General features: G+C 65.1%; 15 protein-coding genes and 1 pseudogene. 12 read left to right on the top strand and 4 right to left on the bottom strand.

Going from position 1 to position 17,163, the window contains the following annotated elements; all coding sequences use genetic code 11:
* Nucleotides 1-7 precede the first annotated feature (7 nt).
* On the top strand, nt 8-406 hold the full coding sequence (locus ACUXV1_RS10715; RefSeq protein ID WP_194426807.1) for a MerR family transcriptional regulator: 399 nt from the start codon (nt 8-10) through the stop codon (nt 404-406).
* Between the two features lie 379 nt (nt 407-785).
* Here the strand turns inward: ACUXV1_RS10715 and ACUXV1_RS10710 are convergent.
* Both ACUXV1_RS10710 and ACUXV1_RS10705 read right to left on the bottom strand, forming a co-directional pair.
* Nucleotides 786-1,403: pseudogene (locus ACUXV1_RS10710) on the bottom strand (nitroreductase family protein).
* Between the two features lie 45 nt (nt 1,404-1,448).
* Nucleotides 1,449-2,351, bottom strand: a complete 903-nt coding sequence (locus ACUXV1_RS10705) for an EamA family transporter (protein ID WP_446015484.1) — start codon at nt 2,349-2,351, stop codon at nt 1,449-1,451.
* Nucleotides 2,352-2,480: 129 nt separating this feature from the next.
* Here ACUXV1_RS10705 and ACUXV1_RS10700 point away from each other — a divergent pair, with 129 nt between their 5' ends.
* The 3 genes from ACUXV1_RS10700 (at nt 2,481) to ACUXV1_RS10690 (ending at nt 5,490) form a co-directional block, all read left to right on the top strand.
* Entirely contained in the window at nt 2,481-2,993 is a 513-nt protein-coding gene (locus ACUXV1_RS10700; protein WP_114153070.1) for a MarR family winged helix-turn-helix transcriptional regulator, read from the top strand.
* Between the two features lie 104 nt (nt 2,994-3,097).
* Entirely contained in the window at nt 3,098-4,768 is a 1,671-nt protein-coding gene (locus ACUXV1_RS10695) for a LytS/YhcK type 5TM receptor domain-containing protein (RefSeq protein ID WP_446015383.1), read from the top strand.
* Nucleotides 4,762-5,490 (top strand): LytR/AlgR family response regulator transcription factor, encoded by a 729-nt coding sequence (locus ACUXV1_RS10690; protein ID WP_194426810.1) that lies wholly within the window; start codon nt 4,762-4,764, stop codon nt 5,488-5,490. Before ACUXV1_RS10695 ends, ACUXV1_RS10690 begins: the two co-directional genes overlap by 7 nt.
* A gap of 44 nt (nt 5,491-5,534) precedes the next feature.
* Here the strand turns inward: ACUXV1_RS10690 and ACUXV1_RS10685 are convergent, their stop codons facing one another.
* Entirely contained in the window at nt 5,535-5,873 is a 339-nt protein-coding gene (locus ACUXV1_RS10685) for a hypothetical protein (RefSeq protein ID WP_043634267.1), read from the bottom strand.
* Nucleotides 5,874-6,077: 204 nt separating this feature from the next.
* On the opposite strand from ACUXV1_RS10685, the gene ACUXV1_RS10680 reads away from it, so the two are divergent.
* Nucleotides 6,078-7,292 carry an L-lactate MFS transporter gene (locus ACUXV1_RS10680; protein WP_446015382.1) on the top strand — a complete coding sequence of 405 codons (1,215 nt, stop codon included), beginning with the start codon at nt 6,078-6,080 and terminating at the stop codon, nt 7,290-7,292.
* Between the two features lie 116 nt (nt 7,293-7,408).
* On the opposite strand, the gene ACUXV1_RS10675 is transcribed toward ACUXV1_RS10680, so the two are convergent.
* The gene (locus tag ACUXV1_RS10675; RefSeq protein ID WP_043634273.1) at nt 7,409-7,858 is read right to left on the bottom strand and encodes a YaiI/YqxD family protein; all 450 of its coding nucleotides are present in this window, start codon (nt 7,856-7,858) and stop codon (nt 7,409-7,411) included.
* 141 nt (nt 7,859-7,999) lie between these two features.
* Between ACUXV1_RS10675 and ACUXV1_RS10670 the strand changes: the two genes are divergently transcribed.
* From ACUXV1_RS10670 to ACUXV1_RS10640, 7 genes are all read left to right on the top strand, one after another.
* Complete coding sequence (locus tag ACUXV1_RS10670) at nt 8,000-9,169, top strand: isovaleryl-CoA dehydrogenase (RefSeq protein ID WP_081556031.1); 1,170 nt, start codon at nt 8,000-8,002, stop codon at nt 9,167-9,169.
* A 132-nt stretch (nt 9,170-9,301) separates the two neighbouring features.
* Nucleotides 9,302-10,900, top strand: coding sequence for a carboxyl transferase domain-containing protein (locus ACUXV1_RS10665; RefSeq protein ID WP_203391082.1), 1,599 nt, complete (start codon nt 9,302-9,304; stop codon nt 10,898-10,900).
* Between the two features lie 18 nt (nt 10,901-10,918).
* Complete coding sequence (locus ACUXV1_RS10660; RefSeq protein WP_203391083.1) at nt 10,919-11,704, top strand: enoyl-CoA hydratase-related protein; 786 nt, start codon at nt 10,919-10,921, stop codon at nt 11,702-11,704.
* Nucleotides 11,705-11,730: 26 nt separating this feature from the next.
* Nucleotides 11,731-13,698 (top strand): acetyl/propionyl/methylcrotonyl-CoA carboxylase subunit alpha, encoded by a 1,968-nt coding sequence (locus tag ACUXV1_RS10655; RefSeq protein WP_446015381.1) that lies wholly within the window; start codon nt 11,731-11,733, stop codon nt 13,696-13,698.
* Between the two features lie 5 nt (nt 13,699-13,703).
* Nucleotides 13,704-14,216 carry a GyrI-like domain-containing protein gene (locus tag ACUXV1_RS10650; RefSeq protein WP_043593850.1) on the top strand — a complete coding sequence of 171 codons (513 nt, stop codon included), beginning with the start codon at nt 13,704-13,706 and terminating at the stop codon, nt 14,214-14,216.
* Between the two features lie 12 nt (nt 14,217-14,228).
* Nucleotides 14,229-15,140, top strand: a complete 912-nt coding sequence (locus ACUXV1_RS10645) for a hydroxymethylglutaryl-CoA lyase (RefSeq protein ID WP_081556036.1) — start codon at nt 14,229-14,231, stop codon at nt 15,138-15,140.
* Nucleotides 15,141-15,193: 53 nt separating this feature from the next.
* The gene (locus ACUXV1_RS10640; RefSeq protein WP_446015380.1) at nt 15,194-17,152 is read left to right on the top strand and encodes an acetoacetate--CoA ligase; all 1,959 of its coding nucleotides are present in this window, start codon (nt 15,194-15,196) and stop codon (nt 17,150-17,152) included.
* Nucleotides 17,153-17,163 lie beyond the last annotated feature (11 nt).

Here is a 17,163-nt window from a genome sequence, read left to right as displayed (position 1 = left end):
ACACACCATGACCGAACCCGAATTCTTCAGCATCTCCGACCTGGCGCGCGATTTCGACGTCACCCTGCGCACCATCCGCTTCTACGAAGAACAAGGCCTGATAGAACCCCAGCGCGACGGCCGCCAGCGGGTATTCAACCGTCGCGACCGCGCCCGGCTCAAGCTGATACTGCGCGGTAAGCGCATCGGTCTATCCTTGTCCGACATCCGCGAAATCCTGGACATGTATGAACTGGCCCACGACGAGGCCAGCCAGTCGCAAAAACTGCTGGACTTGGTACTGGAGCGCCGCCGCCAGCTGGAAGAGCAACGCCGCGACATCGACGCGGTGCTGGAAGAAATCACCCGCCTGGAAAACCACTGCCGCACGGTGCTGGCGCAGCCGCCAGCCGCGCGCAGCGCCTGATAGCGGCGGACTTAGCGTCCGGCTCTCAAAACCAGCTCACGATCTTTCGATTAAGAGTGGTAAAGCGTCGCTAGATACATAGGAAACCACGTATCCGATGCGCCCCAGGTCCCTTCAAGCCTGCCGGCGGGTGGCAGGCCCGAGGTTTTAGCTACGCAGAAACTTCGCTACGCTCGTTTTAAGCGGCTGCTTGTTCGAGCACCGCGACGTTAGCGCGCCATCACTGAGCGAATCTTTGATTCGCTCAGTTGATAGGGGAATTTGGCCGCGCAAATTCCCCTTTCCGTTCGCGGGGCGGAACCGGCCCTAAATCATCATCCGCGTAGCGGACTCAATGCCTTAACAATACTTCCGATCAAAAAATATCGTAAACAGACCATCAAGCCCACACCATCACCTCGGCCACCGGCCGGCGCGGCTTCTGCGGCCAATTGCCGCCCGCCGCCCGCCCCACCGTCACCAGCATCACCGGCAACTCGTCCGCGCCCAGGCCAAACTCCCGCGCCACCGCGACCGCGTCGAAACCGCCCATCGCGCAACTGGCCAGGCCGCGCTCCTCGGCCGCCAGCAGCAAAACCATCGTCGCCAATGAGGCGGAACGGATCGCCTCGTCGTGCTGCGCGCGCGCGTCGTCCCGGAGGGCCTTCTCCGCTGCGCGCAGCCAGCTGTCGCTGACCTCCGGCGGCAGGATGCCGGCGTCCACAGCCGGCCGCAGCGACGCCTCCAGCCCGCGATGCGCGTTCAACGTGCCGCAGCAGATGAAGGTCACCGCCGCGTCCGCCACTTTTTACTGGCCGTAGCTGGCTGCCTGCAAACGACGCTTGGCCTCGGCGCTGCGCACCGCGACGAACTTCCAGTTCTGCAAATGGTAGGCCGACGGCGCGCGGGTGGCGGCGTTCAGCAACTGCTCGATCTCCGTGTCCGCCAACACATGGGAGGGATCGAAGTGATTGGCCGACACACGCTGGTCCAGCAGGGTTTGCAAAGCGCTCTTCATGAACAGACTCCTTATCTGATTGTTTCTGATTGATTCCATTACCGCTCAAGACCGCGCGCGCGCCGCGCCGGCCATGATCTGCTTCTCCGCCGGCGGCGACGCGGCCATGCTACGCTGCACCGCCAGCACGCTGGCCAGCACCGTGGCCAGGCCCGCCAGCTGCAAGGGCCCCAAGGCCTGCCCCAGCAGCAGCCAGCCCAACAGCACCGCCGTCAGCGGGCTGAGCAGGCCCAGCGAGGACACCGCCACCGGCGACAGCCGCGCCAGCCCGCGAAACCACAATAAATAGGCCAGCAAGGCGCCGAACAGGCAGAGATAGCCGTAACCCAGCCACTGCGTCGCGCCCAGCGCCGGCAAGGCCGGGTCCAGCACCCAGGCCAGCGGCGCCAGCATCAGCCCGCCCAAGGCCAGTTGCCAGCCGGTCAAGGCGGCGAGCGGCGCGCTCGGCCGCCAGCGCCGGGTCAGATAAGTGCCGCTGGCCATCGCCACCGCGCCGCCCAGCGCCGCCAACATGCCTACGCCGTCCCAGACAGCGCCCGGCGACAACAGCAAGGCCGCCATGCCCGCCACCCCGGCGATGCCGGCCCAGGCGGCCACCCGCGCCGGGCGGCGGCTGTCCAGCCCCCAGGCCAGGCCCATCACCAACAGCGGCTGGGTGGCGCCCAGCACCGCGGCCAGGCCGCCCGGCAAACGGTAGGCGGCCACGAACAACAGCGCCTGGAACACGCCGATATTCAAGGCGGACAAAACCAGCAGACGACCCCACTCGCCGCGCCGCGGTAGGTGGCGGCCGGCCAGGATCAACAGCAGGCCGGCCGGCAACACCCGCAGCAAGGCGGCGGTGAACGGCCGGTCCGGCGGCAGCAACTGGGTGGTGACGATATAGGTGGAGCCCCAGATCGCCGGAGCCAGCGCGGTCAACAATACATCGCTCCAACGGGAGGCCATCAGGCGCACAGACATGGGCATTCCTTTCGCAATCGCTTATAATCGCATCGAAAACTAACTTGAATTCAAGATAAAATTGCCTTGAATTCAAGACAAATAAAACATTGAATTCAAGATAAAGGAATGCGTATGACGCAACAGAACGCCGGCGACGCCGTGGACGCCATCCTGGCGCAGTGGCACCGGGAACGGCCGGACCTGGACGTGGCGCCGATGGGCCTGATCGGCCGGCTGCGCCGCTGCTCCGCGCTGCTGCAGCACAGGCTGGACGCCACTTTCGAGCAATTCGGGCTCAGCGGATGGGAGTTCGACGTGCTGGCCACGCTCAGACGCGCCGGCGCGCCGCACAGCCTGGCGCCCACCGCGCTGTTCTCCTCGCTGATGATCAGCTCCGGCACCATGACCCACCGGCTGAAAGTGCTGGAAAGCAAGGGCTGGATCGAACGCGCCGCCTGCGCCGAGGACGCGCGCAGCACTCTGGTGCGCTTGACCGAGAGCGGGCTGGAACTGATAGACCGCGCCGTCACCGCCCACGTGGCCAATGAGCACGCCATCCTGTCCGGCCTCAACCAGCGCAGCCAGGACGCGCTGGACCGCAAGCTGGCGGAATTGCTGGCGGTCTTGGAGCCTCCAGCGTCATGACGCCCGCCTAATCTGCGCCCACCTGCGGTCAAAGTGTCCCGCATGGCTTAAAATCAGGGCTTGAGGCTGGCCCGACCGGGCGCGGCCGCCCCGCTCCCGACGCCATGATAGAAAACCAAACCATGCTGCTGGCGGTGTTCGAACGGGCGGCGCTGATGTTGATGGCGCTGTTCTTCCTTACCCGCACCCGCCCGTTTCAACATCTGCTGCGCAAACAAGACCACAGTCCGGCCGAACTGGCGGCGGTATCGCTGCTGTTCTGCCTGTTCGCCGTGTTCAGCACCTATACCGGCATTCCGGTGGACGGCTCGCTGGTCAATGTGCGCATCATCGCCATCCTCTCCGGCGGCATTCTGTTCGGCCCCTGGGTGGGCATACCGGCCGGCATCGTCTCAGGCCTGCACCGCTACCTGATAGACATCAACGGCTACACCTCGCTGCCCTGCCTGATCTCCAGCGTCTGCGCCGGCCTGCTGGCCACCTGGATACACTTCCGCGCCGGCAGGAGCCGGCTGTGGCTGTACGGCATTTTGGCCGGCATGTTGTGCGAGGGGCTGACCATGGGCCTGATCCTGCTGTTGACCGATCCAGCGGTGGGCGTGCCCATCGTCCGCCACATTGCCTTCCCGATGATCTTCGGCACCGTGTGCGTCGGCCTGATCATCAAGCTGGTGCAAGACGTCAACGACGAAAAAGAGCTGCTGGCCGCGCGCCAGGCCAAGCTGGCGCTGACCATTGCCAACCGCACCCTGCCCTATTTCCAGAATCTGGACCGCGACGCTATGGTCCAGGTCTGCACCGTGATCCGGGACCAGTTGGACGCCGACGCGGTGGCCATTACCAACACCTCGGACGTGTTGGCCTATGTGGGCCTGGGCAAGGACTACTACGAGATGGACGAGCACTCCGCCATCGGCGCCATCACCCGTCAGGCCATCGCCGGCGACCAGATCATCATCGAAAACAATCTGCAGCAATACCACCTGGCGGACTTCCACTCAGTGATCATCATCCCGCTGCGCGAAAAAGCCGGCGTCAGCGGCACCCTGAAAATCTTCTACCGCAAGAGCCACGGCATCAGCACGCCGTTGCGCGAAGTGGCAGTGGGCCTGTCCCAGTTGATCTCCACCCAGATGGAAGTGTCGCGGGTCAAACAACTGGAAGAGATGGCGCGCAAGGCGGAATTCAGCGCGCTGCAAAGCAAGATCAACCCGCACTTCCTGTTCAACGCCCTGAATGCCATCTCCTCGCTGATCCGCATTCAGCCGCAGCAGGCGCGCCAGCTGATCTCCAACTTGGCGGACTACCTGCGCTACAACCTGTCGCTGGGCGACCGGCTCATCGACATCCAGGAAGAACTGCAACAAGTGCGCGACTACGTGGCGATAGAACAGGCGCGCTTCGGCGCCAAGCTGACGGTGGAATTCGATATCGACGACGTGCACGTGCGCATCCCCAGCCTGCTGTTGCAGCCGCTGGTGGAAAACGCCATCCTGCACGGCATCCAGCCGCGCAAGGAGCCGGGCCGGGTCAACATCGCGGTCAAGCGCGACGGCGCCAAGGTCCATGTCTGCGTGCGCGACACCGGCTACGGCGTCAGCCAGGAAGTGCTGGACGGCGTGGCCGCCGGCACGCTGTCCAGCCGCAGCATAGGCCTGAGCAATGTCAACCAGCGGCTCAAACTACTGTACGGAGAAGGTCTACGGCTGACCCGGCTGGAGCCCGGCACCGCCGTTTGTTTCGACCTGCCCGCCGCCGAGGAGCCGACATGCTGAAAGCCCTGATCGTGGAAGACGAGTACCTGGCGCGCGAGGAGCTGGCCTATTTGATCCGCGAGCACAGCCGCATCGACATCGTCGCCAGCGTGGAGGACGGGCTGGAGGCGTTCAAATTCCTGCAGGAACACGAAGTGGACGTGGTGTTCCTGGACATCAACATCCCATCCATAGACGGCTTGCTGCTGGCCAAGAACCTGCACAAATCGTCGCGGCCGCCGCGCATCGTCTTCGTCACCGCTTACAAGGAGTTCGCGGTGGAAGCATTCGAAGTGGAGGCTTTCGACTACATCCTCAAGCCCTACAACGAAGCCCGCATCATCAATCTACTGGCCAAACTGGAAGCGCAAACACCGCCGGCCGCCGCCGCGCCGGCCGAGGCCCCAACCGCCAGCCGCACCGTCAATCTGGTCAAGGGCGACAGCATCATCGTCACCCCCTGCGAGCAGATCTATTACGCCGAGGCCGATGAGAAAGTCACCCTGGTCTACACCGCGCACGACCGCTATGTGATGTCGATGAGCATCAGCGAATTCGTCGCCCGCCTGCCGGCCGACAGCTTCTTCCGCTGCCACCGCTCCTACTGCGTCAACATCCACAAAATCCGCGAAATCGCGCCCTGGCTCAATAGCACCTACATCATCAAGCTCTACGACCTGAAGGCGGAGATTCCGGTCAGCCGCAGCAATATCAAGGCTTTCCGGCAGTTGATGCATCTTTGACCAACGAGAAAGCCAAAGCAGCCCAATAGGGCTGCCAGCGGCGACTACTGATTCAACTCACAACCGTACTGTCGAATTGCCGCCTGCTCTTCTTCATTGATTCGCGCCAATTCAACATTTTTCAACAACACCAGCTTGATCGGCAGTGACTGTAATACTGCGGCATGCAATGCTCGATGCACTTTTCTAAAGCCCTCCGGTTTACTTCGCCGGTATGGGAGGCCCGCTAATAAGCGGCGTACATTTCTCGAGTAATGCTTCAACGGTCGTCTGCTTCCCTTACTCGCTTTCCCGATATAACGCAGACCGCCGATTTCCCACAAATAGAGCAAAGGCAGTCCCTCGTCCACACCATTGCTCTCAAACTCAAACTGAAAGTCCATCCCCCCCCCGCTAATTCCATTGGCAAGCAAGCATCGCAATGTAAATGCCAAGCGCCCATACGCCCCATTCTCAGGGTCTGCAACTGGTTCGCCGTCCTCTGCACTTCATTCCGCGCCGCCTGCATCTCATGCCGCCGCCGCGCCCCCTACATAAGCACAGGCTTATAGTCACACTAACAGTAATGACTTTAAGCGAGCAGCGCCATGAACGCCTCAAACTCTATCCGCTACCGTACCCTGGCCGGCACCGTCCTCACCCAGTTCGCCCTAGGCTCCGTCTATACCTGGAGCCTGTTCAACGCCCAACTCTCCGCCAAGCTGTCCGAGCCGGTCAGCCAGGTGGCTTTCGCCTTCGGTCTGCTGAGCCTGGCGCTGGCGGTGGCCTCCTCGCTGGCCGGCAAATTGCAGGAACGCTTCGGCGTGCAGCGCGTCACCCTGGGCGCCGGCCTGATGCTGGGCCTGGGCTTCTTCCTCACCGCCCAGGCCAATAATCTGGTTATGCTTTACCTTTGCGCCGGCGTGCTGGTGGGCCTGGCCGACGGCGCCGGCTACCTGCTGACGCTGTCCAACTGCGTCAAATGGTTCCCGGAGCGCAAGGGCCTGGTGTCTGCCTGCGCCATCGGCGCTTACGGCCTGGGCAGCCTGGGCTTCAAATACATCAATCTCGCGCTGCTGGCCCGCTTCAGCCTGGAAACCACTTTTGAACTGTGGGGACTGATCGCCATGACCATGGTGGTGGCCGGCAGCCTGCTGATGCGGGACGCGCCGCAGCAACAAGCCGCCGCGCAACAGAGCGCCAGCCATGACTACACGCTGGCCGAGGCGATGCGCCAGCCGCAGTACTGGATGCTGGCGCTGATGTTCCTGACCGTGTGCATGAGCGGCCTGTACGTGATCGGCGTGGCCAAGGACATCGGCGAAAGCTATGTGCACCTGCCGGCGCTGACCGCCGCCAACGCCGTGGCGGTCATCGCGGTGGCTAATCTGTCCGGCCGCCTGGTGCTGGGCATCCTCTCCGACAAGATGCCGCGCATCCGGGTCATCTCCATCGCCCAGATTGCCGCGCTGGCCGGCATGCTGACCTTGTTGTTCGTGCCCTTGAACGCCACCCTGTTCTTCCTGGCCATCGCCTGCGTCGCCTTCAGCTTCGGCGGCACCATCACCGTCTATCCGTCGTTGGTCAGCGATTTCTTCGGCCTCAACAACCTGACCAAGAACTACGGCGTGATCTATCTGGGCTTCGGCATCGGCAGCATCGTCGGCTCCATCGTCTCCTCGCTGTTCGGTGGTTTCCTGGCCACTTTCCACCTCATCCTGGCGCTGTTGATCGTCGCGCTGTTGTTCTCGCTGACCATTCGTCAGCCGGGCGCCGCCAAGGACGAGGCATTCGAAGCCGAGCCGCATCTGGGCAAAGCCTGATTCCCGCGCCGCTCTCTGCAACGCCCCCGCTTTGGGGGCGTTGTTGTTGGGGAGCCGGAAGGGATCCCTGGCGGGGATCGCCTGCGGCGCCCCGCTCCTCCACAACAGCTGCCGCCTCAGCCCCGCCGCTTGGCCAGCCAGATATCCAACTGACGGGCGAAAGCCTGGCGGTCCGCCTGACTCAAGGGCGGCGGGCCTTCGGTCTGCACGCCGCTGGCGCGCAGCGTGTCCATGAAATCCCGCATCGTCAGCTGCGCGGCGATGGTGTCCGGCGAATACACGTCGCCACGCCAGTTCAGCGCCTGCGCGCCCTTGCCCAAGGCCTCGGACGCCAAGGGGATGTCCCCGGTGATCAAGAGATCGTTCGCCGCAATGCGGCGGACAATCTCGTTGTCCGCCACGTCAAAACCCTTGGGAACCTGCAAGGCGCGGATGTTGGGCGCTTTCGGCACCGCCAATAGCTGATTGGCGACAAACACCAGCTCCACGCCGGTGCGCTGCGCCGCCCGGCACAATGTTTCGCGGATCACCTTGGGACAGGCATCCGCGTCCACCCATATCGTCATTGTCTGTTCTCTGCATGCAAACCCGGCCATGATAACGGTTTCGCTCCGGTTTCCGTCGTCGCCATGTTGACGCTTACGTAAACGTAAGTAATGATAGAGCATATCACGCGAAATACGCGCGCCCATCAGAGGAGAGAAACCATGTACAGCAGCCTGCGCTTCGCCTTTGGCGACACCTACGACATGTTGCGCGAAACCGCGCGCGACTTCGCCCAAAGCGAAATCGCCCCACGCGCCGCCGACATCGACCGCGACAACCTGTTCCCGGCCGACCTGTGGCGCAAGTTCGGCGATCTGGGCCTGCTGGGCATGACGGTGGACGAGCAATACGGCGGCACCCAAATGGGCTATCTGGCCCATATGATCGCCATGGAAGAAATCAGCCGCGCCTCCGCCTCGGTGGGCCTGTCCTATGGCGCGCACTCCAATCTCTGCGTCAACCAAATCCACAAAAACGGCAACGACGAGCAAAAAAGCCGGCTACTGCCCAAGCTAGTGTCCGGCGAGCATGTCGGCGCGCTGGCGATGTCCGAGCCCAACGCCGGCTCCGACGTGGTCAGCATGAAACTGAAGGCGGACAAGGCCGACGGCGGCTACCTGCTCAACGGCAGCAAAATGTGGATCACCAACGGCGGCGACGCGGATGTGATGGTGGTGTACGCCAAGACCGACGTCAACGCCGGCGCCAAGGGCATCACCGCCTTCATCGTGGAGCGCGGCTTCGCCGGCTTCAGCCACGGCAGCAAGCTGGACAAGCTGGGCATGCGCGGCTCCAACACCTACCCCATCTTCTTCGACAACTGTTTCGTGCCGGAGGCCAATGTGCTGGGCGGCGAAGGCAACGGCGTCAAGGTGCTGATGAGCGGCCTGGACTACGAACGCGCGGTGCTGGCCGCCGGCCCGCTGGGCATCATGCAGGCCTGCATGGATATCGCGGTGCCGTATCTGAACGACCGCAAGCAGTTTGGCCAGGCCATCGGCGATTTCCAGCTGATGCAGGGCAAACTGGCGGATATGTACGTCAAGCTGTCCGCCAGCCGCGCCTATGTCTACGCGGTGGGCCAGGCGCTGGACCGCGGCGAAACCGGCCGCCAGACCCGCAAGGACGCCGCTGGCGCCATCCTGTACGCGGCGGAAGGCGCCACCCAGATGGCGCTGGACGCCATCCAGTGCCTGGGCGGCAACGGCTACATCAATGAATACGCCACCGGCCGCCTGCTGCGCGACGCCAAGCTGTACGAGATCGGCGCCGGCACCAGCGAGATTCGGCGTTGGTTGATTGGGCGCGAGCTGATGGCGGAAACCCGGTAGTCGCGGCGGATAAAATGCCTGATGCCTCGTTGCGCAGCCTTGCCTCAGGCCTTTTCTCCCGCCGCACTCGGCCGCACTCCAGCAAGACTTGACAGTGCGCCTCGTCGATAGCGAATGACAAGGTAAAACGATATGCCCATCCTCGAATCCAAACTCTCGCCGCGCGCGGCGGATTTCCAGGCCAACGCCGACAAGATGCGCGCGCTGGTGGCCGATCTGCGCGACAAGGTGGCCAAGGCCGCGCTGGGCGGCGGCGACAAGGCGCGCGCCAAGCACGCCGCCCGCGGCAAGCTGCTGCCGCGCGAACGCATCGATCTGCTGCTGGACCCCGGCGCGCCTTTTCTGGAACTGTCCCAGCTGGCCGCCTTCGGCATGTACGACGACGACGCGCCCGGCGCGGGCCTGATCAGCGGCATCGGCCGCATCGCCGGCGTGGATTGCCTGATCATCGCCAACGACGCCACGGTGAAGGGCGGCACCTATTACCCGATGACGGTGAAGAAGCATTTGCGCGCCCAGGAAATCGCGCGCGACAACCGTCTTCCCTGCGTGTATCTAGTTGATTCCGGCGGCGCCTTCCTGCCCTTGCAGGACGAGGTGTTTCCGGACCGCGAGCACTTCGGGCGCATCTTCTACAACCAGGCCAATCTATCCGCCGCCGGCATTCCGCAAATTGCGGTGGTAATGGGCAGTTGCACCGCCGGCGGCGCTTATGTCCCGGCAATGTCGGATGAAACCGTCATCGTCAAGGAACAAGGCACCATCTTCCTGGGGGGCCCGCCGCTGGTGAAGGCGGCCACCGGCGAAGTGGTGACGGCCGAAGAACTGGGCGGCGGCGATGTGCACGCCCGCGTGTCCGGCGTGGCCGACCACCTGGCGCAAAACGACGCCCACGCGCTATCCATCGCCCGCCGCATCGTGTCCGGCCTCAACTGGCGCAAACAGGGCGAGCTGGACCGTGCCGAACCGCGTCCGCCGCGCTACGCCGCCGAGGAGATCTACGGCGTGATCCCGGCGGACCCGAAAAAACCCTTCGACGTGCGCGAGATCATCGCCCGGCTGGTGGACGATTCCGAGTTCGACGAATTCAAGCAGAACTACGGCGCCACCCTGGTCACCGGCTTCGCCCGCCTCAACGGCTACCGCGTCGGCGTCATCGCCAACAACGGCATCCTGTTTTCCGAATCCGCGCTCAAGGGCGCGCATTTCGTCGAGCTGTGCTGCCAGCGCGGCATTCCGCTGCTGTTCCTGCAGAACATCACCGGCTTCATGGTGGGCAAGAAGTACGAGAACGGCGGCATCGCCAAGGACGGCGCCAAGCTGGTCACCGCCGTGGCCTGCGCCCGCGTGCCCAAGTTCACCGTGCTGATAGGCGGCAGCTTCGGCGCCGGCAACTACGGCATGTGCGGCCGCGCTTATTCGCCGCGCTTCCTGTGGATGTGGCCCAATAGCCGCATCTCGGTGATGGGTGGCGAACAGGCGGCCGGCGTGCTGGCCCAGGTGAAGAAAGAACAACTGGGCGACGCCTTCGGCCCCGAGCAGGAACAAGCGCTGAAAGGACCGGTGCGCGAACAATACGAACGCCAGGGCCACCCCTATTACGCCAGCGCGCGGCTGTGGGACGACGGGGTGATAGACCCGGCGCAAACCCGCGAAGTGCTGAGCCTGGCGCTGGAGGCGGCCCTGTCCGCCCCGGTGGAAAGCACGCGCTTCGGCGTGTTCCGGATGTGACGGCGAGAGGCGATACCGATGAGCTACACCACGCTTGAAATCGAACACAGCGGCAAGACCGCGACGATCTGGATGAACCGGCCGGACATCCACAACGCGATGAACGAAACCCTGATCGCCGAGCTGACCGCCGCCTTCACCCATCTGCAATTGCAGGCGGACTGCCGCGTCATCGTGCTGGCCGGCCGCGGCAAGAGCTTTTCCGCCGGCGCGGATCTGGACTGGATGCGCCGCGCCGCCGGTTACAGCGAGGAGCAGAACCTGGCCGACGCTCAGCGGCTGGCCGCCATGCTCAAGAGCGTCTACCGCAGCAAAAAGCCGGTGATCGCCCGCATCCACGGCGCGGCGCTGGCCGGCGGCACCGGCCTGGCGGCGGTCTGCGACGTGGCCATCGCCACCGAGGCCGCCAAGTTTGGCCTGACCGAGGTGAGGCTGGGTCTGGTGCCGGCCACCATCGGCCCCTATGTGGCCGACGCGATAGGCTGGCGTCAGGCGCGGCGTTATTTCCTGTCCGCCGAGCGCATAGACGCCGCCACGGCGCTGCGCATCGGCCTGGTGCACGAGGTGGTGCCGGCCGAGACGCTGGACGCGCGCGTGGCCGACATCGCCGAGGCGCTGGCCCAGGGCGCGCCGCAGGCGCTGTCCTCGGCCAAGGACTTGCTGGCCATGCTGCGCGAGGGCTCGCCCTGGGACGATCAATTGCTGGAGGACACCGCCGGCCAGATCGCCAGCGTTCGCGCTGGCGCCGAGGCGCGCGAGGGCCTGGCCGCTTTCTTCGACAAACGGCCGCCCAACTGGTCATGACGCGAACAAGAAACAAGGGACGGACCATGTTCAATAAAATACTGATCGCCAACCGCGGCGAGATAGCATGCAGGGTGATCAAGACCGCGCGCGCGCTCGGCATCGCCACCGTCGCCGTTCATTCCGACGCCGACGCCGACGCCCGCTTCGTCAAACTAGCCGACGAAGCCTACCGGCTGGGCCCCGCTCCGGCGGCGGACTCCTATCTGCGCGGCGACTTGATCCTGGACATCGCCCGCCGCAGCGGCGCGCAAGCCATCCACCCCGGCTACGGCTTCTTGTCCGAGAACGAGGACTTCGCCGCAGCCTGCGAAGCCGCGGGCATCGCCTTCATCGGCCCGCCCGCCTCCGCCATCGCCGCGATGGGCAGCAAATCCGCGGCCAAGGCGCTGATGGAACAGGCCGGTGTGCCGCTGGTGCCCGGCTATCACGGCGAGCGTCAGGAACCGGACTTCCTGCGCGGCCAGGCCGACGCCATCGGCTACCCGGTGCTGATCAAGGCCAGCGCCGGCGGCGGCGGCAAGGGCATGCGCATCGTGGACGCTTCCGCGGACTTCGAAGCGGCGTTGGCCTCCTGCCAGCGCGAAGCACGCGCCAGCTTCGGCGACGACAAGGTGCTGGTGGAGAAATACCTGCCGCGCTCCCGCCATGTGGAAATCCAGGTGTTCGCCGACCGCCAGGGCCAATGCGTGTATCTGTTCGAGCGCGATTGCTCCGTGCAACGCCGCCATCAGAAAGTGCTGGAGGAAGCGCCTGCGCCGGACTTGCCGCCGGCCACCCGCGAAGCGATGGGCGCGGCCGCCTGCGCCGCCGCGCGCGCGGTGGGCTATGTCGGCGCCGGCACCGTGGAATTCATCATGGAAGTGCTAGCCGACGGCAGCCCCGGCCGCTTCTTCTTCATGGAAATGAACACCCGGCTGCAGGTGGAGCACCCGGTCACCGAGATGGTCACCGGGCAAGACCTGGTGGCCTGGCAACTGGCCGTCGCCAGCGGCCTGCCGCTGCCCTTGAGCCAAGAGCAGCTGCGCATCAACGGCCACGCCATCGAGGCGCGCATCTACGCCGAAGACCCGGACAAGGGTTTCCTGCCCGCCACCGGCACCCTCTATCACTTGCGCGCGCCGGCGGAGTCCGACGTCGTGCGCATCGACACCGGCGTGGCCGCCGGCGACAGCATCTCACCCTTCTACGACCCGATGATCGCCAAGCTCATCGTCTGGGGCGAGGACCGCGTCCAGGCGCTGCAGCGGCTGGACGCGGCCTTGGCCGACTACCAAGTGGCCGGCGTCACCACTAATATTCCCTTCCTGCGCCGCATCGTGCAGCACGCCAGCTTCGCCGGCGGCCAGGTGGACACCGGCCTGATTGCCCGCCATCACGACGCGCTGCTGCCGCCGCCAAGCGCGCCCGACGCCGAACAACTGGCGCTGCTGGCCCTGGCCGAAGCGCTGACCGCGCCCGACGGCTACCCGGTGGCCGCCGGTTGGCGGCTCAACAGCGCGCTCAGCCGCAAGCTCGTTTTCCACATCGACGGCCAAGACTACCCGGCGACGCTGTGCCATCAGGGAGACGGCTTCGAGATCCTAGCCGCCGGCCGCCGCTTCTCCGCCGCCGGCCGCTTGGACGGTGGAACGCTGCGCGCGCGGCTGGACGGCAAACAACTGGAAGCCGCCGTCGCCCGCAACGGTCAACAACGAGTGCTGTTCGCCGCCGGCCGCCGGCTAGAGGCGCAGTGGCTGGACCCGCTGGCGGTGGCCGCCGAGGAGGTACACGGCGAAACCCATTTGAAAGCGCCAATGCCGGGCCGCATCGTCGCCCTATTGGCCGCCACCGGCACTAAACTCAACAAGGGCGACCCGCTGCTGATCCTGGAGGCGATGAAGATGGAGCACACCATCCCCGCGCCGGCGGACGGCGTGGTCAAGGCTTTCTATTTCGGCACCGGCGAGCAGGTCAACGACGGCGACGAACTGGTCGACTTCGAAGCGGAGTGAACCTTATGGACCCCATCATCATCAATCACCCCGGCTTGAACCTGGCCGGCTACAGCATCGCCACCCGGATGGAGAACGGCGACAACCTGCGCCAGATCCCCGAGTTCTGGGGCGAATACGCGGCCACGCTGCGCCAGCCGCTGCTGGCGGCGCTGGGCCGCGCCGACGCCGCCGAATACGGGCTGATCCACGACTTCGACCCGGACACGGGCCGCTTCGGCTATATGATAGGGATGGAATGCGCGCAGCCCTTGCCGCTGCCACCCGGCTGCGAGCAGCGGCGCACGCCGCCGGCCAAGTGCGCGGTGTTCACCACCCAGCCGGCCGGCAGCGACGCCGAGTTCGGCCAGGCGATCCAGGCCGCCTGGCGCTACATCATGCAGGACTGGCTGCCGGCGTCTAAACAATGGGAACAAGCGCCGCTGGGCACCTTCGAGCGCTACGACGGACGCTGCGCGCCGGACCAGCCTCAACGCCAGATGGATATCTACATCCCGGTGCAGCCGCGCCGCCGCTAACGGAGAGCCGAAGTGCCGCATGTGAAGATTGTGGAAGTGGGTCCGCGCGACGGGCTCCAGAACGAAAAACAGCCGCTGTCCACCGCGGTCAAGCTGGAGCTGATCCGCCGCCTGGCCGCCAGCGGCCTGCGCAGCATAGAAGCCGGCGCCTTCGTCTCGCCCAAATGGGTGCCGCAGATGGCCGGCAGCGCCGAGGTGCTGGCCGGCCTGGACCTGGCCGGACCGGTTTCCTACCCCGTGCTGGTGCCCAATGAACAGGGGCTGGAGGCCGCCTTGGACGCCGGCGCGCGTGAAATCGCCGTGTTCGGCGCCGCCAGCGAAAGCTTCAGCCGGCGCAATATCAACGCCAGCATCGCCGAAAGCCTGCAACGCTTCGCCCCGGTCATGGCGCGCGCGCAGGCGGCCGGCGTGCCGGTGCGCGGCTATGTGTCTTGCGTAGTCGGCTGTCCTTACGAAGGCCGCATCGCGCCGGCCAAGGTGGCGGAAGTGGCCGCGCGCCTGCTGGACATGGGCTGTTATGAAATATCGCTGGGCGACACCATAGGCGTGGGCACGCCGTCCAGCGTGCTGGCGATGCTGGACGCAGTGAGCAAGGCTGTGCCAATCACACAGCTTGCCGGCCACTTTCACGACACTTACGGCATGGCGATCAGCAATATTCATGCGTGTTTGAACGCGGGAATGATGACATTCGATTCTTCTGTTGCCGGCCTTGGCGGCTGCCCTTATGCTCAGGGAGCTTCCGGCAACGTCGCCACCGAAGACGTGGTTTACCTGCTGCACGGCGAGGGCCACGATACCGGCGTCGATTTGGCCGCGCTGGTGGATACGGCCTGGTTCATCGCCGACGCGCTGGGCAAACCGCCGGCCTCCAAGCTGGCTTACGCCTTTGCCGACAAACGCGCCGCCAAACCGGAGCAATAACAAGCCGCCGCCCGTCCATGGGCCGGCGCGCGGAGAAAATATCAGGAGAAAGCATGACCCCCGACACGCCCATCTGGACCCCCTCCGCCGGCCGCCTGGCCGGCGCCCACCTGACCGCCTTCACCAAGCTGGCCGAGCTGGCCTATGACCGCAAGCTAAACGGCTACGCCGAGCTGTGGCGCGCCAGCGTGGCCGATCCGGCCCGCTTCTGGTCGTTGGTCTGGGATTACTGCGGCGTGATCGGCGACAAGGGTTCAACGGCGCTGAGCGACGGCGACAATATGCTGGCCGCCCGTTTCTTTCCGGAAGCGCGGCTGAGCTACGCCGAAAACCTGCTGCGCCGCGACGACGACGGCGACGCGTTGGTGTTCTGGGGCGAGGACAAGCTGCAACGGCGCTGGAGCTGGCGCGAGCTGCGCGCCCAAGTGTCGCTGCTGCAGCAAGCCATGCGCGGCGCCGGCATCCAGGCAGGCGACCGCGTGGCGGGCTTCATGCCCAATATGCCGGAAACCATCGCCGCCATGCTGGCCGCCAACAGCCTGGGCGCGGTGTGGACCAGCTGTTCTCCGGACTTTGGCGTGGACGGCGCAGTGGAACGCTTCGGCCAGACCGAGCCCAAGCTGTTGTTCTGCCCGGACGGCTACTGGTACGCCGGCAAGGCGGTGGACATCCGCGCCAAGATGGCGGCGCTGGCGGAGGCGCTGCCCTCGGTTCGGCAAATCATCGTGGTGCCGTATCTGGGCGAAACCGGCGTGTTCGCGGAAAACGTGCCCAAGGCCGTTACCCTGACGGATTTCACCGCCGCGTATCAAGCGCAAGCGCTGCACTTTGAACGGCTGCCGTTCAGGCACCCGCTGTTCATCCTGTATTCCAGCGGCACCACCGGCAAACCCAAGTGCATCGTCCACGGCGCCGGCGGCACCCTGCTGCAGCATCTGAAGGAACAGCAGCTGCATGGCGACGTGCACCACGGCGACTGTCTGTTCTACTTCACCACCTGCGGCTGGATGATGTGGAACTGGCTGGCGTCCGGCCTGGCTTCCGGCGCGGCGCTGATGTTGTTCGACGGCTCGCCCTTCGTCGGCGAAGGCCGCACGCTGTGGGACTATGCCGAGCGGCAACGCTTCACGCACTTCGGCACCTCGGCCAAATACATAGACGGCCTGCGCAAGAGCGGCATCGTGCCGGCCAGGGAATGGAAACTGGATTCGCTGCGCGCAGTGTTCTCCACCGGCTCGCCGCTGGTGGCGGAAAGCTTTGACTGGGTCTACGCCAACATCAAGACCGACATCAATCTGGCCTCGGTGTCCGGCGGCACCGACATCGTGTCCTGCTTCGCGCTGGGCTGCGCCAGCCTGCCGGTCTATCGCGGCGAGCTGCAATGCCGCGGCCTGGGCATGGCGGTGGACATCTACAACGAGTACGGCCGCCCGGTGCGCGGCGAGAAGGGCGAACTGGTGTGCACCCGCCCCTTCCCGTCAATGCCGGTGGGCTTCTGGAACGACGCCGACGGCGGCAAGTACCGCCAGGCTTATTTCGGCCGTTTCGACAATATCTGGTGCCACGGCGACTACGCCGAACTCACCGCCCACGACGGCATGATCATCTACGGCCGCTCCGACGCAGTGCTCAACCCCGGCGGCGTGCGCATCGGCACTGCCGAAATTTACCGCCAGGTGGAGGCATTCGACGAGGTGCTGGAGAGCATCGCCGTCGGCCAGCAATGGCAGGACGACGAGCGCGTATTACTGTTTGTGCGCCTGCGCGCCGGCGCGCGGCTGGACGAAGACCTGCAGCAGCGGATCAAGGCACAGATCAAAACCGGCACCAGCCCGCGCCACGTGCCGGCCAAGATCATCGCCGTCTCCGACATTCCCAAAACCATCAGCGGCAAGATCGTCGAACTGGCGGTGAAAAACGTGATCCACGGCCAACCGGTCAGCAACGTCACCGCGCTGGCCAACCCGGAAGCGCTGAAGCTGTTCGAGAACCTGGAAGAACTGCAAAGCTGAACCGGCGCGCA

It is taken from the genome of Chromobacterium sp. W521 (assembly GCF_052805975.1).
This window is presented reverse-complemented; position numbering and strand designations above follow the sequence as displayed.

Excerpts from the sequence above, each read along its gene's own strand:
- ACUXV1_RS10695 (WP_446015383.1), top strand. The coding sequence starts at position 3,098 with ATGATAGAAAACCAAACCATGCTGCTGGCGGTGTTCGAACGGGCGGCG.
- ACUXV1_RS10705 (WP_446015484.1), bottom strand. The coding sequence starts at position 2,351 with ATGGCCTCCCGTTGGAGCGATGTATTGTTGACCGCGCTGGCTCCGGCG.
- ACUXV1_RS10700 (WP_114153070.1), top strand. The coding sequence starts at position 2,481 with ATGACGCAACAGAACGCCGGCGACGCCGTGGACGCCATCCTGGCGCAG.
- ACUXV1_RS10715 (WP_194426807.1), top strand. The coding sequence starts at position 8 with ATGACCGAACCCGAATTCTTCAGCATCTCCGACCTGGCGCGCGATTTC.
- ACUXV1_RS10680 (WP_446015382.1), top strand. The coding sequence starts at position 6,078 with ATGAACGCCTCAAACTCTATCCGCTACCGTACCCTGGCCGGCACCGTC.
- ACUXV1_RS10670 (WP_081556031.1), top strand. The coding sequence starts at position 8,000 with ATGTACAGCAGCCTGCGCTTCGCCTTTGGCGACACCTACGACATGTTG.
- ACUXV1_RS10685 (WP_043634267.1), bottom strand. The coding sequence starts at position 5,873 with ATGGACTTTCAGTTTGAGTTTGAGAGCAATGGTGTGGACGAGGGACTG.
- ACUXV1_RS10690 (WP_194426810.1), top strand. The coding sequence starts at position 4,762 with ATGCTGAAAGCCCTGATCGTGGAAGACGAGTACCTGGCGCGCGAGGAG.
- ACUXV1_RS10650 (WP_043593850.1), top strand. The coding sequence starts at position 13,704 with ATGGACCCCATCATCATCAATCACCCCGGCTTGAACCTGGCCGGCTAC.
- ACUXV1_RS10675 (WP_043634273.1), bottom strand. The coding sequence starts at position 7,858 with ATGACGATATGGGTGGACGCGGATGCCTGTCCCAAGGTGATCCGCGAA.
- ACUXV1_RS10655 (WP_446015381.1), top strand. The coding sequence starts at position 11,731 with ATGTTCAATAAAATACTGATCGCCAACCGCGGCGAGATAGCATGCAGG.
- ACUXV1_RS10660 (WP_203391083.1), top strand. The coding sequence starts at position 10,919 with ATGAGCTACACCACGCTTGAAATCGAACACAGCGGCAAGACCGCGACG.
- ACUXV1_RS10665 (WP_203391082.1), top strand. The coding sequence starts at position 9,302 with ATGCCCATCCTCGAATCCAAACTCTCGCCGCGCGCGGCGGATTTCCAG.
- ACUXV1_RS10640 (WP_446015380.1), top strand. The coding sequence starts at position 15,194 with ATGACCCCCGACACGCCCATCTGGACCCCCTCCGCCGGCCGCCTGGCC.